This is a genomic window from Anaerobium acetethylicum (assembly GCF_900096945.1).
In the GTDB taxonomy this organism is placed as follows: domain Bacteria; phylum Bacillota; class Clostridia; order Lachnospirales; family Lachnospiraceae; genus Anaerobium; species Anaerobium acetethylicum.
Genome location: NZ_FMKA01000001.1, coordinates 353,787 through 377,666 on the forward strand (window position 1 = coordinate 353,787; position 23,880 = coordinate 377,666).

Sequence of the window (23,880 nt, forward strand, 5' to 3'; positions counted from 1 at the left end):
ATAAGACATCCATAAACGGACCGTTGCTATTGATCAGTCCTTCAGAGCGTAGAATTCATGACCTCCATATTCAAAAAGCCATTTCAAATTCCTGTCGAACCAGCTCATATTGGAAGGATCTGCATCCGACCTGGCAGAGAAATAGAGCGCCCCCTGTGACGGGTTCTCTCCTGCCAGCGTCCGTGAAACAGCTTCCCTTGTTTCTTCCGAAACGGATACCCTGTAGTATCTGCCATCTGCCACAGGCGAAAACTGAACACTTCCTCCACTTTTTTGGAATACAACCCCTTTAACCGTATCCGGAAACGCATCATTATTCACTCTGTTAAGAATGACATTTGCCACCAGAATCTTACCAGTCATGTCTTCTCCGCCCGCTTCAGCCTCGACTATCCGCAAGAGTACATACCGCTCCTCCTCTGAAAGCTGAATTGCGGGTTGAGGGGGCGCCGGAACAGACTCCTTTTCTACCTGTGCACCTGTATCACAAGCTTGTGCAGATGCTGCGGAAACATCTGATTCATGCTCCGCCCGGACAGGTATGGCGCCATTCCCGATACACACCTTATAACGGGCTTCAACTTCTTCTTTCTTTTGCTTCATGCTGGCCACAGCATTTTTCAAACCCTGCGTCCCTGTCATCTTCCTGTTTTGCAAAAAATAGTCTTCCAGACTTTGTGTTGTGATAAGCAGACCAGCAACATCGAATTGTACTTTTGCCTTTGCGTCAATTTCTTCGTCATTTTCATCCTCTGAACTATTCGTGGATGCTTTTTCAAATCGCACAACCTTATTCTTGCCCGAACCGCTAAATTCATTCGAGCTCAGACTTATGATACAGAGCACCGCAGTGCCTGTAGAAATAATTGTGCAGGTCCTATAACTTTTCTTTGATACATTCTTGAGAAAGTTATAAATTCCTCGGAGAAACGAGTGTACTGTCAGCATACATACTCCTCTTTTCGTAATTTATTCATACAGGCAAGTTTTGTATATATGGCGGCTATGCCGCAGCCATCCAAAACATTCCCGCTATGTATATAAAAACAAATGATGAAAACGCCGCTCTTACGATACGTGCAATCTAAAGATCATGATTATACGCAATCAGTGAACAAGACTCTCTCGGACTATTCAACAGAATGATTACATTTATTTTCACTCTCTATTATGCATTTATGAACAAATTGTTGTTTTATTTCAATATTTATTAAATATTATATAATCTTTTCGATTTATTTGCAATCAATTCTTAACAAATTCGATACCTTTAATACTATCGTCTTTATAAGATGGGTTTCACAAGATGAACAAAAGCATCAAAGTTCCCTGTATAGATCTTCTCTCCTGTCATCCCTGATACGAAATGATTCACGGCACCTGTCAACCTTCTCTATATCGATTTCCCCCTCGATCAGCATTTCTCCATTTCCCGCCTCTGCGATCACCCTGCCTGTGGGATCGACAATCATGGAGTCTCCGCTGTAAGCGATCCCGTTTCCTGTTCCCACCCTGTTAATCCCTGCGATATAGCATTGATTTTCAATCGCCCTGGCTTTCAGCAGCGTTACCCAGTGTTCTTTTCTTGCCGCAGGCCAGTTTGCAGCAACCGTGATCAGTTTGGCTTTCCGTGATGCTGCCTGGAAAATTTCCGGAAATCTGAGATCATAGCAAATAAAGGTGGAAACGCACACATCATCTATCATGCATTCTGAAATAGCATCGCCTCCAACGTAATAAGCATCCTCCCCACCATTTGAGAAGGGATGTATCTTGGCATAATCTGATATCACGCTTCCGTCTTTAGAAATTATTGCATACCGATTCTCAGCTTTCCCTCCATTTCTTAAAAAAACATATCCTATGCCGCAGGCCATCCCGAATTCCAAAGCAAATCCCCGGAAGGTTTCCAGTGTGCGCAGACCGCCTGGAGATTCTCCGATTTTCTCAGTATCCATTGAAAAACCAGTCATGCTAAGTTCGGGAAAAAGGATCAGGTCCACATTCTGCAGTTTTGCATCCGCCATGAAACCCTTCGCCTTTTCGTAGTTGGTTGCCTTATCTTCCCATTTTATATCATACTGAGCCAGACATATCTTCATCCTTCTGCCCTCCTTGTTCTATATACAGGAACCCGACTAAGCATCAAGTTTCTTCCCATATCCACACGCCTAATCCTCTTTTAGGATTGTGTTTCTTCCTATTAAAAATTCTATATCTTATTCCGCAATAACAGATGCATCTTTACATGTTGAACCTTCCAGAAACTATGCTCTTATGATAGCAACAAACAATGCCGCAGGATTCCAAATAAGTCCGGCGGCATTGAATTGCTATTTTTCGTTTATGTAGTTTATAAGACCTTCTGCTTTTATTATTTTCTGCATGAACTCAGGAAAAGCCTGTCCCTGGAACTGGGTTCCCTTTGTTCTGTTATAAATCATTCCACTGTCAAAGTCCACTTCCACTTCGTCTCCGGCCTCTATTCCCTTTGCCGCTTCTGGACACTCGATAATCGGAAGCCCTATATTGATTGCATTCCTATAAAAAATCCTTGCAAAGGTTTCAGCAATTACACAGCTGATTCCTGATGCCTTGATCGCAATCGGAGCATGTTCTCTCGATGATCCGCATCCGAAGTTCTTGTCTGCAACAATGATGTCGCCCTTCTTTACATTCTTTACGAAATCAGCATCGATATCTTCCATACAGTGTGTTGCCAGTTCCGCAGGATCTGATGAATTTAAATATCTTGCAGGAATAATTACGTCTGTATCTATATTGTCGCCATATTTAAAAACTTTTCCAAATGCCCTCATATGCCTTATCCTCCTATAATCCAAGTTCTGCAGGACTTGAAATTTTTCCTGTCACCGCACTTGCCGCTGCTACTGCAGGGCTTGCCAGATATACTTCTGATTCGACATGTCCCATACGCCCAACAAAGTTACGATTGGTTGTCGAAACACATCTTTCACCTTTAGCAAGGATACCCATGTATCCGCCAAGGCAAGGTCCACAGGTAGGCGTACTTACTACAGCGCCAGCTTTTATGAATATCTGAATCAAGCCTTCATCTATCGCCTGAAGATAAATCTTCTGTGTTGCAGGAAGGATTATACATCTTATTCCTTTTGCCACTTTTCTGCCTTCCAGCACTTTTGCAGCAATCCTTAAATCATCAAGTCTTCCGTTTGTACATGAACCGATCACCACCTGGTCGATTACAACTTCATCTATTTCATCCATTGTCTTTGTATTTTCCGGAAGATGTGGAAACGCAACTGTTGATTTCAGGGTGCTTAAATCGATTACTATTTCCTGTTCGTATTCAGCATCCTCGTCCGCTTCATATATTTTAAATTCTCTTTTTGAATGCTCTTTCATGTATGAAACCGCGAGATCATCCACAGGAAAAATCCCGTTTTTCGCGCCGGCTTCAATTGCCATATTTGCAATTGTAAATCTGTCATCCATAGTCAGGTTAGCAATCCCGTCGCCTGTGAATTCCATCGATTTGTATAGAGCTCCGTCAACGCCGATCATGCCGATAATATGAAGGATTACATCCTTTCCACTAACCCATTTAGGAAGTTTTCCTGTAAGGTTGAACTTAATGGCAGCCGGAACCTTGAACCATGCCTTCCCAGTAGCCATTCCTGCTGCCATGTCTGTACTTCCTACACCTGTTGAAAAAGCGCCAAGAGCTCCGTAAGTACAAGTATGTGAATCTGCCCCTATTACGACATCTCCCGCAACAACCAATCCTTTTTCCGGCAACAGGGCATGTTCGATGCCCATTTCCCCTACCTCGAAATAATTGGTTATGTCGTGTGCACTTGCAAATTCCCTCACGCATTTGCAGTGTTCAGCAGATTTTATATCCTTGTTCGGTACGAAATGGTCGGGAACCAGAGCTATTTTATCTTTATCAAATACTCCCGTTACTTTCATCTTTTCCATCTCATGTATCGCTACTGGTGAAGTTATGTCATTGCCCAGTACCAGATCCAAATCAGCCTCTATCAATTGTCCGGCTTTCACTTCATGCAATCCCGCATGCGCCGCCAGTATTTTCTGAGTCATTGTCATTCCCATTTTTGGTTCCTCCTTGTGCTCTTATTGCTTTTGCAACAGTTATGGTGTTATTCTAACATATAATCTGGTATAATAGAAATACATATTAAGAATGTTTGATATAATCTACAGTCATATCGTTTACAGTTTTTCAAATCACAATATATGTGAAAAATATTTTAAGAAAGGAATTATCCATGGAATCAAACCTCTCTCTTTATAAAATCTTTTATACAGTTGCCAGCACCGGCAATATCTCAAGATCAGCCGAGAAGTTATATATCAGCCAGCCCGCAATCAGCAAGTCAATAGGCCGGCTTGAGGAAAACCTGAAAGCAACCCTTTTTATCAGGAATTCCAGGGGCGTAACCCTGACCGACGAAGGAAAGGTTCTTTACAGCCATCTGAAGACTGCCTTCGAAGCAATTGCCGCAGGTGAAGAAAATCTGAAGCACATCAGCGACCTCGGCATCGGCCATATACGCATAGGCGTAAGCGCAACCCTGGGCAAGTACATGCTCCTCCCGTACCTTAAGGATTTTGTGCTCAGGTACCCCCATATTAAAATCACGATCAAATGCCAGTCAACTGTACATACCCTCAGCATGCTGGAGCATAACGAAATCGATATCGGACTTATCGGGAAATCGGACAGCATAAAAAATCTTGAACTATTTCCTCTGGGAGAAATCGAAGATGTTTTTGTAGCAACCTCGTCTTACCTTGAGAATCTGGAACTCCGTGAAGGCAGCAGCAAATCCGATTTTTTCAAGAGCGGCAACCTCATGCTTCTTGATGAAGAAAACCTGACCCGTTCCTATATCGACAGCTATTTCCTGAAACACCATATCGAAACCCATCATATCCTGGAAATCAGCGACATGGATCTGCTCATAGAATTCGCACGGATCGGGCTCGGCATAGCATGTGTCATAAAGGAATTCGTGACTGATGATATAAGTGCAGGCACCCTTATGGAACTTCCGCTTCCCGCTCCCATAAAAAAGAGGGAAATCTGTTTTGCGTGGTCCTCGAAAACAGCACTTTCCCAGTCGGCGAAGACGTTTCTTGAGTTTTGCAGGGCATAGCCGGGCGAACTCTCATGCCGCTTCGGCGACCACCCTCCGCATGAGAGCCTGTCCTGGCATGCTTTCTGTTCCATGACGGCAAAGGCCCCCATGCTTCTATGCACGAGGGGCCTTTACTTCTATCTCTTATTTCAATTCCATAATCAGATTAGTTATTGATGAACTTATCTTCTTCGTTGTTCCAGCTGTAGAGTTTACGGATTTCTTCACCAACTACTTCTGAAGAATGTTCAGCGCCTAATTTTCTCATTGCTCTGAAGTGAGCCTGTCCGCCAGCTTCTGACATGTCTAACAGGAAGTCTTTTGCAAAAGTTCCGTCCTGGATGTCTGTCAATACTTTTTTCATTGCTTTTTTAGTCTCTTCAGTAATGATCTTTGGTCCAGTGATGTAATCACCATATTCAGCAGTATTTGAGATTGAATATCTCATTCCCGCAAAACCTGACTGATAGATCAGATCGACGATCAGCTTCATTTCATGGATACATTCGAAGTATGCATTTCTTTCATCATATCCAGCTTCTACGAGTGTTTCGTAACCAGCCTGCATAAGTGCACATACACCACCGCAAAGAACTGCCTGTTCGCCGAAAAGGTCAGTTTCAGTTTCTGTTCTGAAAGTAGTCTCAAGCACGCCTGCTCTTGCTCCGCCGATTGCTGATGCATAAGCCAAAGCTTTGTCTAATGCTTTTCCTGAAGCATCCTGGTGAACAGCTACTAAGCAAGGAACACCTTTTCCTGCCTGGTATTCGCTTCTTACAGTATGTCCAGGTCCCTTAGGAGCTATCATCGTTACGTCTACATTTGCAGGAGGAACGATCTGTCCGAAATGGATTGCAAAGCCGTGAGCGAACATAAGCATATTTCCTTCTTCAAGATTTGGTTCGATATCATTTTTGTACATAGCAGCCTGTTTTTCATCGTTGATCAGGATCATGATGATGTCAGCTTTTTTAGCAGCTTCTGCTGCAGTATATACTTCAAATCCCTGAGCTACTGCCTTGTCCCATGATTTGCTTCCTTCATAGAGACCAATGATAACGTTAGCTCCTGATTCTTTTGCGTTAAGTGCGTGAGCATGTCCCTGGCTGCCGTAACCGATAACAGCTATGGTTTTTCCTTCTAACATGGAAAAGTTACAGTCTTCCTGATAATAAATTTTTGCCATTCTAATTCCCTCCAGAATTTAATATTTTTTTTATGAGTTAAAGGTCTGATGATCCTCTAGCTAACCCTGTGATACCTGTTCTAACAAGTTCTTTTATTTTCAGCCCTTCAATAAGGCCGATAAACGCATCAAGCTTTGCCTGGTTTCCGGTAAGCTCTATCATCATGGAGTTTGTAGCGACATCCACGACTTTGGCCCTGAAAATATCTGCAACAGCAATGACCTGCGGCCTCTTTTCAGCAGTAACTTCGATTTTTACCAGAATAAGTTCTCTGCAGACCGACTCGCCATCTGACAGTTCTACAATTTCTTTAACGTCCACAAGTTTTCCAACCTGCTTCTCTATCTGTTCCAGAATCTGATCATCGCCATGGACAACAACTGTCATTCTTGAATACTTCGGATTTTCTGTCACGCCAACTGTGAGGCTGTCAATATTATATCCGCGTCTGCTGAACAGCCCTGATACCCTGCTCAAAACACCAGCGGTATTTTCTACCAGTATGGATAATACCATTCTTCTCATTGATAAACCACCTTCCGTTTTTATAAAAAACCACGTTATAAGACTGGACATTATAACGTGGAAAATTCTTTTTTATAATTCTTACGTTCTATTTATCTCAATAAGTGAACCCACTATTTGCTTATTACAACGTAACCATCCAGCTGCTGTTTATGCGTGCTTCCTTTACGAATTTATCGTAAAAGCATGTGGTCCGCCGTGCTAAAACATGTGTTTCGGCATGGCCTGTGCATATCATCTTAAGGTGAAACCGGCACGACCGAACAGTTACATTCTAACAATTATATTATTCTTTGTCAATATTCACAGAACACTTTTTCAATTTATTGCGTTAACGTAATTCTCTGCACCAGCTTTACTGCGTCCGCTGCATCCTTAGAGTAGCCATCTGCTCCGATTTCATCAGCATAGCCCTGGGTAATTACTGCCCCGCCGATTATCACTTTAGCCGTGCATCCGTTTTCCTTTGCATGCCGAATCACATGTTTCATCTCCTGCATGGTCGTTGTCATCAATGCAGAAAGTCCGATTACAGCCGCATTGTTTTCTATTGCTGTCTTGACAATCAATTCTTTTGAAACATCTTTTCCAAGATCGATCACGCGATAGCCATAGTTTTTCAGCATGAGCGCCACAAGGTTCTTTCCAATATCATGGATATCGCCTTCCACTGTGGCGATGACTACCACCGGCATCGCTTCGCCTTCTGCAGTCTCCTCAAGCATCGGTTCAAGATATTCGATGGCCTTTTTCATTGTTTCCGCACTGGCTATGAGCTGAGGCAGGAAGTAGATCTGCCTGTCAAAGAGCCTTCCCACTTCATTTATTGCCGGAATCAGCATTTTATTCAGAATATCTCCTGGTACTGCCCCTTCCCTGAGGCACGCCTTGACCAATTCCACAATGGTTTTCCTGCTTCCCTTCAGCACTCCTTCATAGATCTTTGTTTCGTAATTTTCCGCAACGGGGACAGTCTTACCCTGAACAGTTTCCATGGATGCTGCCGTTTCCTGCTCTTTACTGTTCATTTCTGTTATTTTGTTGATATAACTGATATCCGCTTCCTCCTTGTTCATGAGGAGGTCTGCTGCAAACGCTGTCTTTACAAGCATTTCCTGAGACGGGTTTGCTATGGCCATGGTAAGTCCTTCCTTAATCGCCATTGTCAGAAAAGTACTGTTAACGAAAGACCTGTCAGGAAGACCGAAGGAAATATTGGAAAGCCCGATGATCGTGGCAAGTCCAAGGGTATCCCTGCAATAACGGATTGTGGCAAGGGTGTCCAGCGCAGCATTCTTATCTGCACCGACGGTAGCGACAAGGCCGTCAACTACGATATCTTCCTTCGTCATGCCGTGCGCTATTGCCGCTTCCAGGATTGTATGAATAATTTCCATCTTTTCTTCCAATGATTTTGGAAGACCTTTGTCAGAAAGAGGAAGGAGAACGAACATCGCACCGTATTTTTTTGCAATCGGGATCAGCTTTTCAAATTTTTCGGTCTCGAGTGAAATAGAGTTGATCAGTGCCCTGCCCGGATACTGCCTCAGCGCAGCTTCAACCACCTCAATATGGCTTGAATCGATGCAGAGAGGAAGGCTCACTGCAGACGATACTTCACGGATTGTCTGCAGCATGGTCTGCTTTTCATCAATTCCATTCATTCCCACATTAATGTCCAGTATCTTGGCGCCGCATTTTTCCTGTTCAGCAGCAAAATCCAGCACCATGTTGAACTCGCCATTTCTGAGCTCTTCCTGGAGTTTTTTCTTTCCTGTCGGGTTTATTCTCTCGCCTACGATCATGAACCTGCTGTCCAGGCCAAAGCTCAGCAGCTTTCTCTCCGAGGCGATCACCCTGCCCTGGCTTTTGTTGAGCGGAGCAGGTTCCATATCTTCAGATGCATCCTTTAAAGCCCTGATGTATTCCGGAGTCGTTCCGCAGCATCCGCCGATTATGCAGGCTCCTGCTTCAACGATCTTCTTCATGTTCTTAACGAATTCCGATGGCTCCATGTCATATACCGTATTTCCGTTCTCATCCAGTGATGGAATGCCGGCATTCGGTTTTGCAATAATCGGTACGATGGCATGCTTCTTCATTCTTTCAACAATGGCGATCATCTTGTCAGGGCCTGTCGAGCAGTTCACGCCGACAGCATCCGCCCCCAGGTTCTGGAGTACGACGACTGCGGTTTCAGGATCTGTTCCATAGAGAGTCCTGCCCTCTTCGTTAAATGTCATCGTAACCATTACAGGCAGGCTGCAGGTCTCTTTTGCCGCAATAAGGGCAGCTCTGGATTCCTGAAGACTCATCATCGTTTCTATGACCAGGAGGTCGACGCCAGCTTCCGCAAGGTATCCGATCTGCTCCTTGTATATGTCGATCAGTTCCTCAAATTCCAAAGGCCCCATCGGCGCAAGCTGCTCCCCTGTCATAGTGATGTCACCGGCAACAAGTGCTCTTCCTGCTGCTGCCTCTTTTGAAATGGCAACCAGCTCTTTGTTGAGTCTTTCTATTTCATTTTCAAGGCCATATTCCGCCAGTTTGATCCTGTTGGCTGAAAAAGTAGGCGCATAAAGTATGTCTGTTCCCGCTTCCACATACTCCCGCTGAAGACCAATCAGCACCTCCCTGTTCTCAACTATCCATTTTTCCGGACAGACCCCCGAAGGCATCCCGCGTTTCTGAAGATTTGAGCCAGTTGCTCCATCAAGGATAACCGGGCTTTGTGTCAAGTTTGAAAATTCCTTTTTATTCATCTGCTTACCTGCCTATTCTTGTATTTTTCACTTTACAGCCTGCTTTTCTGTTCATTCTTTAGCATTCCTTCTACCAGGTGTACTCTGTTGAACGGAAGCATGAAATAAAAGCCATCCGCAACATCACCAAGCTTCGCCATAACTTCCCGGGCAATCGCAACGCCTGTGGCTTCGCCTTCCTCCCTGGTCATATCCGGACTGTACCTGTCCACGATTTCCTTCGGAACATGAATTCCCGCAATCTCATTCTTGATGAAGCTGGCATTTCTGTAGCTGATCAGCGGCATGATTCCGCAGAGAATTTTCGTATCCACCCTGCTCTTTATGTAATGTATCCTGTCCACATCTTCATCAGAAAAAATAGGCTGGGTCAGGAAATAAGAGGCACCTGCTTCGATTTTTTTCTGCATTCGTTCTATTTCTTTATCTATATTCGCACGTCCATGATTGAGTGCTCCGCCATAGACAATCGGCTCCTCTGAAAAATGCTCTACATTCATCTCCTTCACGAATTCCATCAGCTTTACGGAATTGAAGTCGAAAACGCTTGTAGTCTCATCCCTGTCGCCGCTGGGAATCGGGTCACCTGTCACGATCAGAAGATTCCTGATATTATTAATGTAGCCGCCAAGAATACCGGCTCTCATGGCGATTACATTCTTATCCCTGCACGCAATATGGGGCATGACCGGAATACCTACCTCATTGCCTACTTTTGCACTCATCAGGATAGAATCCACCCTGCCTCTGCCCATAGGCGAATCAGCAAAAGTAAGTATGTCAACATTGCCCGCCTTCAGTATGTTTGCACACTCCATTATCTTTTCAACTTTAGCATCATAAGGGGGATCAAGCTCTACAGCTATCACTTTTTCTCCGTTGAGAAGTTTTCTGTAGAACTTATTATTCACCGCAGCTTCAGGCTCCGTTTTCTCCCTGTCCATATGCATCTTTCCGATATCAACAGGGCTGAAATCAATCCTTTTCATGGTCTCTTCGATGTAAAGCGGGGTCGTTCCGCAGCAGCCGCCCAGAATGCTCACTCCAAGCTCAGAAATGCTCTGCATTTTTTCACCGAAATATTGGATGTTGTCAAGATAGACCATGCGGTCCTGCAGCATTTCAGGATAGCTGGAGTTCGGCATTGCCGAAACGTATTTCCCTGTTTCAAACTTCATCTTCTTCAGAACCTGGTAAAGATGGCTGGGCCCTATTCCACAGTTGAAGCCTACGGCATCAATTTCCTCTATGCTTCCAGCTTTTGCAAACAGCCTTGATGCGCTGATGCCCGACTTTGTATAGCCATAGCGGTTAATGCAGAACTGCGTGATAATGAATGCATCCTTGTTCTTCTCTTTTATGTATTTGACGATTTTCTTTATATAGTTGACATTCGGAAAAGTCTCAAATACGAAAACCTCGGCGCCGCATTCTAAAAAGCAGTCGCAGATCCTTAGATATTCATCCATGATTTCTGCAGGTTCGGAATGAAGATCCTCGGGAATCGGCCCTATGTCCGCCGCCACAAAGACCTTACAGCCGCTTCTGTTCACAGCCTCCCAAGCCAGCCTGTAGCCGCTTCTGATAATTTCATCCCTTTCTGCTGCAGTCCCGCCAAGAATCCGGGTATTTGCAGCAAAGGTATTGGTCCTGATCAGGCGCGCACCTGACTTTATATACTCTGAATGTATCCTTAAAACAAGTTCCGGATTTGTAAGGTTAGCTCTTTCCGAAATGGTCTCATTTGTATTATTTATCTGTGAAAAATAAGTACCAAAGGCCCCATCCGCAATCAGCTTTTTTGTTTTTAAATATTCTCTGATGCCCATATTATACCTCTTATTCATAATCATACTTTCAAAACATAATAACACAGTTTTTTTACAATGAAAAGCCGGCAGACAACATAGGTTGAAAAAAAGACTTCCAGCATTATGCCGAAAGCCTTTTCCTATTTTTACTGATGACTATATAAACTCCTGAATTTCTGCCAAAGCTGCCTCATCGCCCACTATTGTTACATCATTATGGAACTGGAGAATGGATGCAGGTACTTCAGGGGTAACCGGTCCAAAGAAAGCCTTCCTTACGATCTTGGCCTTATCCGCACCGCTTACTATGATTAAAATCTTCCTTGCCTTCATGATCGTTCCAACGCCCATTGTATATGCGAATCTCGGAACGTCTTCCGCCTTTTCGAACAGACGCGAATTTGCATCTATTGTACTCTGCGTAAGTGCGACACAGTTTGTTCCCTTTGCGTACTCCTGAGCCGGTTCATTGAAACCGATATGGCCGTTATGGCCAAGCCCAAGAAGCTGCAGGTCTATCCCGCCAGTAGCTGCAACTACAGCATCATATCTTGTACATTCAGCATCATCGTCAGTTGCCAGCCCATCGGGAAGATTTGTATTTTCAGGTTTGATATTTACATGCCTGAATAATTTTTCATTCATGAAATAATAATAACTCTGGTCATTTTCTTTTGAAAGTCCCTTGTATTCATCTAAATTTACGGACTTCACTTCCGAAAAATCGAGATCGCCGTTTTCATAACCTTCAATAAGCCTTTTATAAGTTCCTATCGGTGATGAACCCGTCGCCAACCCCAGAACGCAATCAGGTTTCATTACAATCTGCGCTGCAATGATATTCGCCGCTTTTCTGCTCATTCCCTCGTAATCTTTTGCTTCATAAATCCTCATAAATCCTGTTCTCCTTTCAAATCCGGCATTCACAAATGCCGTATAGCCCAAACTATGGTTCGATTATAACGCAGGTCCGGTCAAATTTCAAAAAATAATGGGGTTTAGGAAATACTTTCCTACTTTTCTTTGTTTTGGCCGCATTACACATGTAATTCTGAAATTAGTTTCAGCTGTTTTTGAATCGGAGGATTATTTTTGTATTTCAAACTCCGTCTGGCCATTATGTAAAACGATGCGTTTTCCATACTCCGGATCTGTCTCCGGATAATCCGCTCTGTAATGGGACCCCCTGCTTTCCTTTCGCATCAGAACAGCCTGGTTGAGCCCTTTCGATAAAGCAAGGATTGCCCTGAGCCTGCAGGATGTTTTCAGTTCTTCATACGAAAATTCATCAGTCCCCATACTTGTAGTACTGTCTTTTGTCTTCTGTTCTATTTCTTCTATTTCCGCTAACGTTTTCCTGATCTGATCATCCTGCCTGAAAATCATTGCAGTTTCAAAATTCAGCTGCCTCAGCCTTTCGATCCATCTTGCTGCATCCTTGACCACAGGAATATCTATCTCCATTTCTGTTTCAACGATATCAAGCTTCTTTGCATACTCAGCTGCGCTTCTGCCGGCAATGCTTCCAAACACAAGACCGTTTGCAGTAGAAAGCCCGCCTATCCGGTCAGCTCCGTGCATGCCTCCTGTAGCTTCACCGCATGCAAACAGTCCTTCTACTCCCGTTGCCGCATCTGAGTCTATCATGATTCCGCCGTTTGATGCATGATAGAATATGCCAAGCTGTATATCATCTTCTATAGTAAGGTTTTTCTTTTCTTTGAGCCAGTCAAAATAAGTCTTGATGAATTCGGGCTGGTTTTTCTTAAGCGCATCTTTATAGTGCACGGTGACACCGCGCTCATCCTTCATGCAATGTCTGAATATCCTGAAATCGACGTACTTCGAATACATTCTCGAGGTGAACGGTCCATGAGTCGAACGCTCATTCAACGCCCGTTCCCAATCCGTTCCGTCTTCTTCAAAAATGGACTTCTTTGTCTCACAATCGAGAAACTCGCTGTATCGGAATACCTTCTCATTAAAGACAGTCTTAGGGCATGGATTCAGATAACCGGGCATCATCTGCATGAATTCCAGGTTTACGAGAGTCGCACCCATCTCCATTGCCAGATACTGCCCCATGCTTGTCACATCATCCGTGTTCAGACGGTACTTGAAGAGTCCACCAAGTCCGCCGGAAGCAATGATGATGCTTTTGCAGAAGATCCTGATGAATCCCTGCTCTCTGTGGATGCCCAAGGCTCCCGTCATCCGGCCTTTATTCTTGAAGCACTGCACAATTTCAACATCAGGCAGCAGATTGATGTGATTCTTTTCAAGCTGCTTCGAAAGTGCTTCTTTTGCCCCTGCCTGCAGCAATCCGTTCCATTGCCGGTTTTTATGGTCGAAACAGGGAATGAATTCTGCCGCGCCTTTGTCCTCGGCTTCCTTCAATGGAACTTCATATTTTCTGAGTTTATCAATGCCTTCCGTTATATGGCTCACGAAGGTTTCAACAAGCGTTTTATCCGCCATTCCCATTCCCACATTCAGGATTGTATCAATGAAATCCTTTTCATCCTCTTTATCCTCAGGACCTACAAGGCCGAAGCCCCAGGTTCCGGGATAAAAACTGGATCCGGAAAAAATTTTCGTGCAGCTCGCCAAGGTTACATCTGCCTTCTGTTCTCCTGCCTTTATTGCAGCCATAACACCTGCGATACCCGCACCTATCACTAAGACATCTGTTTTTATTGTTCTGCTTTTTTCCATTATATTATTTTACTCCTGTCCTTTTTTGACGCTCTTGATTGTCTCTTCAGCAAAATGGCAGGCAACAAAGTGTTCTTCTCCATCAATGATATATTTCTTTAATTCAGGCCTCTGTTCCTTGCAGATCTGCTGGCACATGCGGCATCTCGGATGGAAATTACATCCTGAAGGAGGATTTACAGGGCTCGGAACATCGCCTTCCAGCAATATGCGCTTTTTCTCATAGTCGATATCTGCAACCGGAATTGCCGACAAGAGAGCCTGGGTATAAGGATGAATATGATGTGTATATAATTGCGCAGCATTAGAAAGTTCAACGATTCTTCCCAGATACATAACCGCAATCCTGTCGCTGATATATTCAACAACGCTTAAATCATGTGTAATGAAAATATAGGTAAGGTTTTTCTCTTCCTTCAGATCCTTTAGCAGGTTGAGAACCTGAGCCTGAATCGATACGTCAAGGGCACTTACCGCTTCGTCACAGATTACAAGTTCAGGATTGATGCACAGAGCCCTGGCAATTCCAATCCTCTGTCTCTGTCCGCCTGAAAATTCGTGAGGGTATCTGTCCATATATTCCCGGCGCATGTTAACAGCCTCCAGAAGGTCGCCGATAAGCTTGCGTCTTTCTTCTTTTGTCTTAATGCCAAATTTCTTAAGCGGATCTGAAAGCGACTGATAGATTGTAAAGGAAGGATTCAGGGAAGACTGAGGATCCTGGAAAACAATCTGGATTTTTCTTCTTGCCAGATCCATTTCCTCTTTATTGAGCTTCACAAGATCCTTTGGACCTCCTTCAAAATTATAGATCATTTCTCCTGCTGTCGCTTTATACAGCTGAAGAATGGTCTTTCCGAGGGTCGTCTTTCCGCACCCTGACTCACCTACAAGGCCGAGGGTTTCCCCTTTGTATATAGTAAGATCTATATCATTTACAGCCTTTACATAATTCTGGATTTTTCCAAAAAAGCCGCCCTTGATAGGGAAATGTGTTTGTACACCTTTTAAGGTTAATAATGGTTCTTTCTTATTTTCCATCTGCCATTACCTCCTGAAATCTGATACAGCGGACCATATGTGTTCCTCCAACCTGGTTTTCCTCAGGCATTGCTTCGTTACATTTGTCGCATGCATAATCGCATCTTGGCGCAAACTGGCATCCTGTAGGACGGTTGAACGGATCCGGTGTTGAACCTTTGATAGGATTGATATCCTGATTAGCACCCTTTCCTAAAATAGGGATTGATTTCAGCAACGCTTTCGTATAAGGATGTCCAGGACTCTTAAGTACTTCCCGGGCGCTTCCGCTTTCAATTATGTTGCCCATGTACATAACAGCCACATCATCCGCCAATTCACAGACAACGCCCATGTCATGGGTGATCAGCATGATAGCCGTATCATATTCCTTTTTCAGTTTATCCATAAGTTCGAATATCTGCGCCTGGATTGTTACGTCAAGAGCTGTTGTAGGCTCATCCGCAATCAGGACTTTCGGATTGCAGCTCATTGCCATTGCGATCATGGCCCTCTGCCTCATACCGCCTGAAAACTGGTGGGGGTATTCGTCAATCCTCTTTTCCGGATATGGAATCCCCATATCCTTCAGAAGCTTCAGCGCCCTCGCCTTCGCTTCTTTCTTAGATACATTCTCATGAGCCCGGATCATTTCAACAATCTGCCAGCCTACGGTATATACCGGATTCAGTGCAGTCATAGGATCCTGGAAAATCATAGCGATATCCTGTCCTCGTAAGGAACGCATCTCTTTTCCATTTCGCTCAAGCTCGTGGATTTTGATATCGCCCCTGTCCTCACTGTGGTAGATGATTTCGCCTTCTTCTATTCGTGATAATTTTGGCAGAAGCTGCATGATTGATGAAGCTGTAACGCTTTTTCCACATCCAGATTCTCCAACGATACAGAGAGTCTTGCCTCTTTTAATATCCATTGAAATTCCATTTATTGCTTTATTACACCTCTGGTTAGTGTAAAAATATGTTTTTAAATTTTTTACAGAAATAACTGTCTGGTCCTGCATATTCTTTGCCTCCTAACCTTGCTGCGTAGGGTCGGTAGTATCTCTCAGACCATCGCCTACAAAGTTTATACTCATAACAAATAATGATATTACTATACCCACAGGAAGCCACATCCACCAGTTGTTCTGGAGCGTATACATATCCTGTGCGGAATTGAGGATATTTCCCCAAGTCGCTATTTCAAGCGGAACACCAAGTCCTAAAAAGCTGAGTGCTGCTTCTTCCAGTATGAACATGGCAGTACTGAGCGTTATATTTACAACAACTGGTCCGATGGCATTTGGAAGCATATGCTTATAGCAGATAAGGAAATCGTTCAGACCGAAAACCTTAAGAGACTGTACATATTCTTCTTCCCTGATCGACAGGATCTGGGAACGCACCATACGGAAAACGCTGCCCCATCCGCAGATTATAAAAATGATCACGATATTCTTTGTACTCTGTCCTAATATGGAAACGAGCATAAGTACGAGAATCAGCTGCGGGAATGACATGAACACTTCCGAAACACGGACCATAATGCTGTCGAATAAGCCGCCTTTAAAACCACTGTAGCATCCAAACAGAATACCAAGTGTAGCGCATCCAAGGGCGCTTCCGAAACCAATCAGGATCGAAAGCCTTCCTCCGTAAAGTATCCTTGATAAAATATCTCTTCCTACTTTGTCAGTTCCGAGCAGGTGGTCAGCTGAAGGCCCTTTCAGGATGCTCTTCATGTCTACCTTAAGCGGATTATAAGACGTCAGCAATGGTGCAAATATGCACGCCAGAAGTATGACAAGGAATATGACCCCGCCCACAACAGCAAGGCGGTTGTTCAACAGTTTACGGAGCGTACGATTGCCTGCTTTTTTCGCTGCGAGAATGCCGCTTTCTTCCTGCTGTTTCAATTTATCTAATTTATTGTTAAAACGTTTTTTACTTGATAATGCAAACATACTGAGCCTCCTTAGCTATCCAATTTGACACGTGGATCCAATATTGCCGTTAAGATATCTACGATCGTACTTGCAAATAAAACCATTATTACAAATAACAATGCAACTATCATTACGAGATTATAGTTAGATGCACGGACTGCTGCATTAAACACCTGGCCAACACCTGGCCACTGGAACACTGTTTCGATTACTACAGACCCTGCAATCAGTGTCGGGAGCCTGAAGCCTACAAGTACGACAACAGGAGTTAACGATACCCTGAATCCATGGATGAGGTTTACTCTCCATTCAGGTATTCCCTTGCTTCGTGCTGTCCTGATGTATTCTTTATTCATCGTATCAAGCATACTGGTACGGGCATATCTCATTACGCCGGCAGTAAGTGATATTCCAAGAACAGATGCAGGCAGTATCAGATATTTCAGACGTCCGAAGAATGACACGACACTTGGATCTGTTCTGCCGCCAACCGGAAGCCATTCCAGGTTAAGTGCAAAAACAAGGATACAGACCATACCAAAAAAGAACTGAGGTATGGAAACGCCGATCATACCAAAAACTGTCAGCACGTTGTCTCCGATTGTTCCTTTTTTGATTGCGCCGGCAACACCAAGTATGCTTCCCAACAAAGTGGAAATCAGGAGTGCCGTTCCAGAAAGTTCAAGGGTTGCAGGAAGCGATTCTGCGATGATCTGACTTACAGGAACGCCGCTTGACACGCTGTAACCGAAGTTCCCCTGTACAAGCTGTAAGAGCCATTTGAAGTAGCGTACAACAAACGGATCATTAAGTCCGTATGTCTCGCGAAGAGCTTCCAGCTGTTCTGCAGAAAGACGGGCCAGCGCTTCGGGATCCATCAGATGGGAAACGGCGTCACCTGGTGTCAGGTCCAGCAGAAAGTAAATCAAAAATGTAATGATAAAGAGCATCGGTATCATTCCTAATATTTTCTTAAGTATGTACTTAAGCATTATAAATCCTCCTTTAATTCAGTCAGAGGGCTGTAGCTGCGAACTACAACCCTCCTGCCGAATTGAATATTTCTATCAGGTTATTGCTATTCGCCTAACTTCCAGTTCTGAATATCCCAGTTGTAGTTATACTGAGGATTTCCGATAGTTGCAGGACCTTCTGTAATCTTATCGCTAGTCACAAGGAAGATTGGCTGATAGTAAAGCGGAATTTCAAATAAAGTTTCGTTTTCATATTTCTGAAGTTCGAAGAAAGCTTCTTTCTGTACTTCAGGATCTGTTGAAGTGTTTGTTGCCGCAATCAGTTTATCCAGTTCTGGATCTGATGGAGTATGTGAGTTGATTGAATATCCAGTCTGATATCTGTCGTAGTATTCATGCATTGATAATGCTGCATTTGCCGCATAGCACATATCCCAGTCAACTGCTGAAGGTCCGTTTACAGGATCAGCTGGTGCCTTCCAGAGAATAGTTGCAAGATCGCCTTCCACTAATCTGAAGTTAATCTTGATTCCTACTTCTGACAGATAGCTCTGAATAATTGTCATCAGATCAACTGTTGCCTGATCTGTGTAGTAGTAAACCACGTCAAGTTCAGTATTTGAATCCCATCCTGCTTCTTTCAGAAGCGCTTTTGCTTTTTCTACATTATAAGCATAGTCGTTTAATCCTTCTGCTTTCCATTCTCCGTTCGGAGTAAGGCTGTTTGCAGAAATAGCTGCACCTTCGAAGATTCCTTCAAGAATGCTGTCCATGTCGAGGGCATATTTGATTGCCTGACGAACTTTTGGATTTGCAAGCGGTGCTTCTGATCCGTCAGCTTTTTTAAATTTGTTTACATAAAGAAGACGGGTGTATCTTACGTCTACCTGTTCGATATTGATTCCTTCAACACCTGTCAATGCTTTAACATCTGCAATGCTCTTTGTATAAGCATAATCTAATTTGCCAGCTTTAGCATTTGTTACAAAGTTTGCATCACTGTCGCCTGCGCTTGGATTGAGATAAATTGAGAAGTTTGCTGCTCCTCCCCAGTAATCTGCATTGGCTTCAAGTGTTGTATAGTTGTTCATCTGAACTTCTTTTACTTTGAAAGGTCCTGAACCGACAGGGCTCTGGAAGAACTTAGCCTGCTGGATGCTGAGTGGGTCTACGCCTTCAAATTGTGCCTTTGGAAGCGGTGCGAACTGTGTGAATGCAAGCAGCGCGTCCGATGCAACTTTTGAAAAAGTGAGCGTGATTGTCTTTCCATCAACAGCAATACCGGAAATACTGTCAGCAGTTCCTGCTATATAAGCATCAGCGCCGTCAATTGCCATAAATGTTGATTTGAATACTGAATTAAGAACTGTAGTCTTAAGGCTGTATTCGATGCTCCATTTGATATCATCAGCAGTAATGTCTGTTCCGTCGTGCCATTTGATTCCATCTCTCAGTACGAAAGTTAAGGTCTTTCCATCATCTGTAAAGGTGTAGCTTGCTGCCATCTGTCCTTCACCTTCAAGAGCTGTCAGGGAGCTGTCAGCCATAAGCAGGCGGTCATATAATGTCTTATTGTACATATATGATCCTGGATTTAACCATGGTGTTTCAAAAAATTCAGTTGGTCCTCCATTTGAATATAATACCTGTGGTCCTCCCGAAGTCTCTTCTTTTGTTTCTTCTGTTGCTGTTTCTTCTTTTGTTTCCTCTTTTTCCTTATTACCCGAGCATGCCGCAAGGCCCAACACCATTACGCCTACAAGTAAAAGACTTAAAATTCTCTTTTTCATAATTCTTCCTATCCTTTCTGAATGTTTTTTATAATCAGCGTTTCTCTTTCTCACGCTTATTATTAATTTGAATTGCTGCTCTGACCCGGATTATCCGAAATCATCACCTCTGGTCAGGGCGGATACCGTTTCCCTGTGCTTGGCTGATTTATAGTAGAAATCAGTATTCAGGAAATAAGTATAGAATATATCCGTCATCACCAGAATCGGGAACTGCGGAGAAATCATAGTGCCTCCTTCTAAATTTGCGGTGGATGCAATACTTAGAAGTTCATCACATGTGTCTGCGTATTCCTCATGTCTGCCTGCTGTAATAAATAGTACCCTGGCTTTTCTTTCTTTCGCAATCTTCATCCCTTCCAGAATATCCTTTGTTCTGCCGCTTATCGAAATCGCTATGACCAGCGTATTTTCATCTGCTAATGCTGCATTCATCTTTATTCTGTGGGAATCCTTCACTGCTACCACTCGAAGCCCTAATCTCATGAACCTCAGCTGAAATTCGTCAGCGGCGATTCCCGAACTGCCCATACCCATAACATAAACCTGGCTGCTTTCCGAAAGCATTTTCGCAATTCTGTTCATCTGCGATTCATCGACCAGCTTCACTGTCTTGTTCAACAGGTTCTGGTAAATATCCAATACTCGTTTTGTCAGTTCATTTATGTTGCTGTTCCTTTGGGAATAATCGAAACTTCTTTCGTAATCATAAATGAATTCACGGAAACCTTTATATCCGCATTTCTTTGCGAATCTTGACAAAGAAGCTTCTGATACGAAGAGCCTTGCCGCTATTGCTTTTGAAGAAAAGTCCGTCCTTTCATTATTTTCCATGAAAAATTCTGCGATACTCTTCTCCACATTCGTCAGGCTGTCATAAGATTCGATTATATGTCTAATCACAACTACATCAAAATGATCCACACAATCCCTCCACCAACACCTCCCAGCTAAAAAAGCAAATGATACATCTTCTACAGGTGCTGTCTAGATTTTAATTTTAAAAATCGCTTTTTTGATCCTTCCGGGCTTTTCGACCTGTACTGCCGTCATATGAGCATCCTCCGGATAACATACAAGGAAATCTCCCGGACTCAAAATCACACTTGAGGCTTTTTTCCCATCGAGGGGAAGAAAATCATCATCAGGAACATAATCTTTCTGTACCAGGTTGTCGATAAAATTAAGGTCAATCTCTTCCGTGCCTTCCAGCATAAGATGCACATCCAGATATTGTCTGTGCGCTTCCCAAAAGCGTTTTTCAGGAACTGTTGTCTCGTATGAAACAATGTTTACAAACAGATCTTTTCCTTCAATTTCATAACTGCCCGGTTCCCTTTCCAACAATCCATTCTCTGTTGCGTATGAAAGGCATTTCCCGATTTGGCTGGTCAGTTCTGTTCCATTGCCTGCATATTTCACATTACCCAAAATCACGTTGCGTCCCTCCTTTTGAACACCAATGAACATATATGAACTGTTTCATTCATGTCTATGTGCTTATTATATTCTCTTTAAAATTAATTTCAATATATGTGCCTTGTTCTGAAATCACTTTCACCTGTTTAGTCACTTTATACAATTATCGAACTTCCACCATGTTAGTTTTTGTGCTTTTAGTTGTCTGCTTGAAATATATTACCAATGTCATAGTGTATTTTAAACATATTGATTCAACGTTTTTGCAATAATACATTTTTATTGTTTTAAATAATAGCTGGAAAATAGCATTTTCCAAGCCGAACCATTCTTATCTCCTGATATTTATCTTAACGGAATCCGAAGCACTACTTGTCATTTGACAGCTTTGTTCAGAGAAAAGACTTATCACACAACATATTTTCATTTTAAAAAAAGCAACGGTATCAGGGTTTTCCTTCTACCGTTGCTTTCATATTGTTTTTTTCTTATCAGGTTTTTTAAATTCAGGAATCACCTTCCAAATTCACCTCTCAAAAGAGCTGACAATGTTTCTGTGTGTTTCGCTGACTTGTTATACAAATCCGTATTAAGGTAATATGTATAAAAAATATCGACCATGACAAGTATCGGAAACTGAGGTGAAATCGCAGTTCCTATCTCCAGGTTTTTTGAAGAAGCAATTCTCAGCACATCATCACAAATATCAGTATAATCTTCCGGATTCCCTCCCGTTATAAAAAGTATCTTCGCTCCTCTTTCCTTCGCAATGCGCATTCCCTCCAAAATCTCCCGGGTCTTGCCGCTTATGGATATTCCGATCAGAAGTGTATCTTCATCTGCCAGAGCAGAATTCATCTTAATCCTATGGGAATCACTGATCGCCTCGACACGCAGACCCAGTCTCATAAAACGGAGTTGGAACTCGTCCGCTGCAATTCCTGAGCTTCCCATTCCAATCACGTAAACCTGGCTGCTTTTTGTAAGCATCGTCGCAATCCGTTTCATCTGAGATTCATCAACAAGTTTAAAGCTCTTATTCAAAATGCCCTGATATATATCCAGAACCCTTTTCGTCATATCATCGATGCTGTCATTTTTTTTCGTATTTTCAAAACTTCTCTCATAATCGTAGATCAATTCACGGAAGCCCTTGTATCCGCATTTTTTTGCAAATCTTGAAAGGGAGGCTTCTGAAACAAAAAGCTTTTCGGAAATGCTTTTAGATGAAAAGTTTGATTTTTCCTTATTGTTGAGGAAAAACTCCGCTATATTCTTCTCCACATTTGTTAGCTTATCATAAACTTTGATTATATTTTTCACAACCATATCATCGGCATAATTCATAACATCCACCCTTTTGTCTCCGTAGATAAACGGATTATTTTCGCTAACTTATCAGGTGAAAACAAATGATGGCTGCGCCATCGCTTGTTTTCCTTCTGATAAGTTATATTATATGGGTTTATGAAAATTATTTCAAGTTTAACATAATTCACAAAATTCCGGATAAAAAAATCAGATATGCTTCTGAACAAGCATATCTGACTCTTTTGTGTTTTCTTAGAATTTACCAGCGTCAGCTGATTCCTGGATGGATACTGCAACTGCAACAGTAGCACCAACCATAGGGTTGTTACCCATACCGATAAGTCCCATCATTTCAACGTGAGCTGGAACTGATGAAGAACCAGCGAACTGTGCATCTGAATGCATACGTCCCATAGTATCTGTCATACCGTATGAAGCAGGACCAGCTGCCATGTTATCTGGGTGAAGAGTTCTTCCTGTACCACCGCCTGATGCTACTGAGAAGTATTTTTTACCCTGTTCGATACATTCTTTTTTGTATGTACCTGCAACCGGATGCTGGAATCTTGTAGGGTTAGTTGAGTTACCAGTGATGGATACGTCAACGCCTTCTTTGTGCATGATTGCAACGCCTTCTGTTACGTCATTTGCGCCGTAGCAGTTAACTTTTGCTCTGAGGCCTTCAGAATATGATTTTCTGAAAACTTCTTTAACTTCTCCCGTGTAGTAATCCATTTCTGTTTCTACATAAGTGAAGCCGTTGATTCTTGAGATTACCTGAGCAGCATCTTTTCCAAGACCATTTAAGATAACGCGTAAAGGTGCTTTACGTACTTTGTTGGCTTTTTCTGCGATACCGATAGCTCCTTCTGCTGCTGCGAAAGATTCATGTCCAGCCAGGAAGCAGAAACATGCTGTTTCTTCTTCAAGAAGCATTTTTCCAAGGTTCCCGTGTCCTAAACCTACTTTACGCTGATCAGCAACTGATCCAGGAATACAGAAAGCCTGTAGGCCTTCACCGATTGCAGCGGCAGCATCAGCAGCTCTTCTGCAGCCTTTTTTGATTGCGATTGCAGCGCCTACTACGTAAGCCCAGCTTGCATTTTCAAAAGCGATTGGCTGAATTCCTTTAACCTGATTATATACGTCTAATCCGGCATCTTTAGTGATTTTTTCAGCTTCTTCGATAGAAGCGATACCATAGCTGTTTAATACAGCGTTGATTTTATCTATACGTCTTTCATATGATTCAAATAAAGCCATCTTGTTTT

The 23,880-nt window shown here is 43.0% G+C and carries 20 protein-coding genes; 1 reads left to right on the forward strand and 19 read right to left on the reverse strand.

The window, feature by feature from the left end:
* Positions 1-33: 33 nt before the first annotated feature.
* The 4 genes from BJR36_RS01595 to leuC all read right to left on the reverse strand — a co-directional run bounded on the left by BJR36_RS01595 (position 34) and on the right by leuC (position 4,098).
* Complete coding sequence (locus BJR36_RS01595) at positions 34-948, reverse strand: cell wall hydrolase (protein WP_091229110.1); 915 nt, start codon at positions 946-948, stop codon at positions 34-36.
* A gap of 371 nt (positions 949-1,319) precedes the next feature.
* Positions 1,320-2,102 carry a carbon-nitrogen family hydrolase gene (locus BJR36_RS01600; protein WP_091229113.1) on the reverse strand — a complete coding sequence of 261 codons (783 nt, stop codon included), beginning with the start codon at positions 2,100-2,102 and terminating at the stop codon, positions 1,320-1,322.
* A gap of 231 nt (positions 2,103-2,333) precedes the next feature.
* Positions 2,334-2,819, reverse strand: coding sequence for a 3-isopropylmalate dehydratase small subunit (gene leuD, locus BJR36_RS01605; protein ID WP_091229147.1), 486 nt, complete (start codon positions 2,817-2,819; stop codon positions 2,334-2,336).
* A 13-nt stretch (positions 2,820-2,832) separates the two neighbouring features.
* A complete protein-coding gene (leuC, locus tag BJR36_RS01610; RefSeq protein ID WP_091229150.1) occupies positions 2,833-4,098 on the reverse strand; it encodes a 3-isopropylmalate dehydratase large subunit in 1,266 nt (421 codons plus the stop codon).
* Positions 4,099-4,274: 176 nt separating this feature from the next.
* Here leuC and BJR36_RS01615 point away from each other — a divergent pair, with 176 nt between their 5' ends.
* Complete coding sequence (locus tag BJR36_RS01615; RefSeq protein ID WP_091229153.1) at positions 4,275-5,165, forward strand: LysR family transcriptional regulator; 891 nt, start codon at positions 4,275-4,277, stop codon at positions 5,163-5,165.
* Between the two features lie 148 nt (positions 5,166-5,313).
* Here the strand turns inward: BJR36_RS01615 and ilvC are convergent, their stop codons facing one another.
* The 15 genes from ilvC to BJR36_RS01690 form a co-directional block, all read right to left on the reverse strand.
* Positions 5,314-6,333: a ketol-acid reductoisomerase gene (gene ilvC, locus BJR36_RS01620; protein ID WP_091229155.1), complete on the reverse strand. Its 1,020-nt coding sequence runs from the start codon at positions 6,331-6,333 to the stop codon at positions 5,314-5,316.
* A 37-nt stretch (positions 6,334-6,370) separates the two neighbouring features.
* Complete coding sequence (gene ilvN, locus BJR36_RS01625) at positions 6,371-6,859, reverse strand: acetolactate synthase small subunit (protein WP_091229158.1); 489 nt, start codon at positions 6,857-6,859, stop codon at positions 6,371-6,373.
* Positions 6,860-7,182: 323 nt separating this feature from the next.
* The gene (locus tag BJR36_RS01630; protein ID WP_091229160.1) at positions 7,183-9,621 is read right to left on the reverse strand and encodes a homocysteine S-methyltransferase family protein; all 2,439 of its coding nucleotides are present in this window, start codon (positions 9,619-9,621) and stop codon (positions 7,183-7,185) included.
* Positions 9,622-9,653: 32 nt separating this feature from the next.
* Entirely contained in the window at positions 9,654-11,450 is a 1,797-nt protein-coding gene (locus BJR36_RS01635) for a bifunctional homocysteine S-methyltransferase/methylenetetrahydrofolate reductase (protein WP_207648800.1), read from the reverse strand.
* A 138-nt stretch (positions 11,451-11,588) separates the two neighbouring features.
* The gene (nagB, locus tag BJR36_RS01640) at positions 11,589-12,326 is read right to left on the reverse strand and encodes a glucosamine-6-phosphate deaminase (protein WP_091229164.1); all 738 of its coding nucleotides are present in this window, start codon (positions 12,324-12,326) and stop codon (positions 11,589-11,591) included.
* Between the two features lie 192 nt (positions 12,327-12,518).
* The gene (locus BJR36_RS01645) at positions 12,519-14,147 is read right to left on the reverse strand and encodes an FAD-binding protein (protein ID WP_091229167.1); all 1,629 of its coding nucleotides are present in this window, start codon (positions 14,145-14,147) and stop codon (positions 12,519-12,521) included.
* 9 nt (positions 14,148-14,156) lie between these two features.
* Positions 14,157-15,188, reverse strand: coding sequence for an ABC transporter ATP-binding protein (locus BJR36_RS01650; RefSeq protein ID WP_091229169.1), 1,032 nt, complete (start codon positions 15,186-15,188; stop codon positions 14,157-14,159).
* The gene (locus tag BJR36_RS01655; RefSeq protein WP_091229173.1) at positions 15,178-16,191 is read right to left on the reverse strand and encodes an ABC transporter ATP-binding protein; all 1,014 of its coding nucleotides are present in this window, start codon (positions 16,189-16,191) and stop codon (positions 15,178-15,180) included. The genes BJR36_RS01650 and BJR36_RS01655 overlap by 11 nt, the downstream gene beginning before the upstream one ends.
* Before the next feature lie 12 nt (positions 16,192-16,203).
* The gene (locus BJR36_RS01660; RefSeq protein ID WP_091229176.1) at positions 16,204-17,133 is read right to left on the reverse strand and encodes an ABC transporter permease; all 930 of its coding nucleotides are present in this window, start codon (positions 17,131-17,133) and stop codon (positions 16,204-16,206) included.
* Between the two features lie 11 nt (positions 17,134-17,144).
* On the reverse strand, positions 17,145-18,107 hold the full coding sequence (locus tag BJR36_RS01665) for an ABC transporter permease (protein WP_091229178.1): 963 nt from the start codon (positions 18,105-18,107) through the stop codon (positions 17,145-17,147).
* An 86-nt stretch (positions 18,108-18,193) separates the two neighbouring features.
* Entirely contained in the window at positions 18,194-19,879 is a 1,686-nt protein-coding gene (locus tag BJR36_RS01670) for an ABC transporter substrate-binding protein (RefSeq protein WP_091229181.1), read from the reverse strand.
* A 90-nt stretch (positions 19,880-19,969) separates the two neighbouring features.
* A complete protein-coding gene (locus BJR36_RS01675; protein ID WP_242875425.1) occupies positions 19,970-20,803 on the reverse strand; it encodes a MurR/RpiR family transcriptional regulator in 834 nt (277 codons plus the stop codon).
* Between the two features lie 63 nt (positions 20,804-20,866).
* Positions 20,867-21,316 (reverse strand): NanQ anomerase/TabA/YiaL family protein, encoded by a 450-nt coding sequence (locus tag BJR36_RS01680; RefSeq protein ID WP_242875426.1) that lies wholly within the window; start codon positions 21,314-21,316, stop codon positions 20,867-20,869.
* Positions 21,317-21,811: 495 nt separating this feature from the next.
* Positions 21,812-22,645, reverse strand: coding sequence for a MurR/RpiR family transcriptional regulator (locus BJR36_RS01685; protein ID WP_091229907.1), 834 nt, complete (start codon positions 22,643-22,645; stop codon positions 21,812-21,814).
* A gap of 216 nt (positions 22,646-22,861) precedes the next feature.
* Positions 22,862-23,872 carry a GGGtGRT protein gene (locus BJR36_RS01690; RefSeq protein WP_091229184.1) on the reverse strand — a complete coding sequence of 337 codons (1,011 nt, stop codon included), beginning with the start codon at positions 23,870-23,872 and terminating at the stop codon, positions 22,862-22,864.
* Between the last annotated feature and the right edge of the window lie 8 nt (positions 23,873-23,880).

Excerpts from the sequence above, each read along its gene's own strand:
- BJR36_RS01645 (WP_091229167.1), bottom strand. The coding sequence starts at position 14,147 with ATGGAAAAAAGCAGAACAATAAAAACAGATGTCTTAGTGATAGGTGCG.
- BJR36_RS01595 (WP_091229110.1), bottom strand. The coding sequence starts at position 948 with ATGCTGACAGTACACTCGTTTCTCCGAGGAATTTATAACTTTCTCAAG.
- leuC (WP_091229150.1), bottom strand. The coding sequence starts at position 4,098 with ATGGGAATGACAATGACTCAGAAAATACTGGCGGCGCATGCGGGATTG.
- BJR36_RS01670 (WP_091229181.1), bottom strand. The coding sequence starts at position 19,879 with ATGAAAAAGAGAATTTTAAGTCTTTTACTTGTAGGCGTAATGGTGTTG.
- BJR36_RS01600 (WP_091229113.1), bottom strand. The coding sequence starts at position 2,102 with ATGAAGATATGTCTGGCTCAGTATGATATAAAATGGGAAGATAAGGCA.
- ilvC (WP_091229155.1), bottom strand. The coding sequence starts at position 6,333 with ATGGCAAAAATTTATTATCAGGAAGACTGTAACTTTTCCATGTTAGAA.
- nagB (WP_091229164.1), bottom strand. The coding sequence starts at position 12,326 with ATGAGGATTTATGAAGCAAAAGATTACGAGGGAATGAGCAGAAAAGCG.
- BJR36_RS01635 (WP_207648800.1), bottom strand. The coding sequence starts at position 11,450 with ATGGGCATCAGAGAATATTTAAAAACAAAAAAGCTGATTGCGGATGGG.
- BJR36_RS01655 (WP_091229173.1), bottom strand. The coding sequence starts at position 16,191 with ATGCAGGACCAGACAGTTATTTCTGTAAAAAATTTAAAAACATATTTT.
- BJR36_RS01660 (WP_091229176.1), bottom strand. The coding sequence starts at position 17,133 with ATGTTTGCATTATCAAGTAAAAAACGTTTTAACAATAAATTAGATAAA.
- BJR36_RS01685 (WP_091229907.1), bottom strand. The coding sequence starts at position 22,645 with ATGAATTATGCCGATGATATGGTTGTGAAAAATATAATCAAAGTTTAT.
- BJR36_RS01630 (WP_091229160.1), bottom strand. The coding sequence starts at position 9,621 with ATGAATAAAAAGGAATTTTCAAACTTGACACAAAGCCCGGTTATCCTT.
- leuD (WP_091229147.1), bottom strand. The coding sequence starts at position 2,819 with ATGAGGGCATTTGGAAAAGTTTTTAAATATGGCGACAATATAGATACA.
- BJR36_RS01690 (WP_091229184.1), bottom strand. The coding sequence starts at position 23,872 with ATGGCTTTATTTGAATCATATGAAAGACGTATAGATAAAATCAACGCT.
- BJR36_RS01615 (WP_091229153.1), top strand. The coding sequence starts at position 4,275 with ATGGAATCAAACCTCTCTCTTTATAAAATCTTTTATACAGTTGCCAGC.
- ilvN (WP_091229158.1), bottom strand. The coding sequence starts at position 6,859 with ATGAGAAGAATGGTATTATCCATACTGGTAGAAAATACCGCTGGTGTT.
- BJR36_RS01665 (WP_091229178.1), bottom strand. The coding sequence starts at position 18,107 with ATGCTTAAGTACATACTTAAGAAAATATTAGGAATGATACCGATGCTC.
- BJR36_RS01650 (WP_091229169.1), bottom strand. The coding sequence starts at position 15,188 with ATGGAAAATAAGAAAGAACCATTATTAACCTTAAAAGGTGTACAAACA.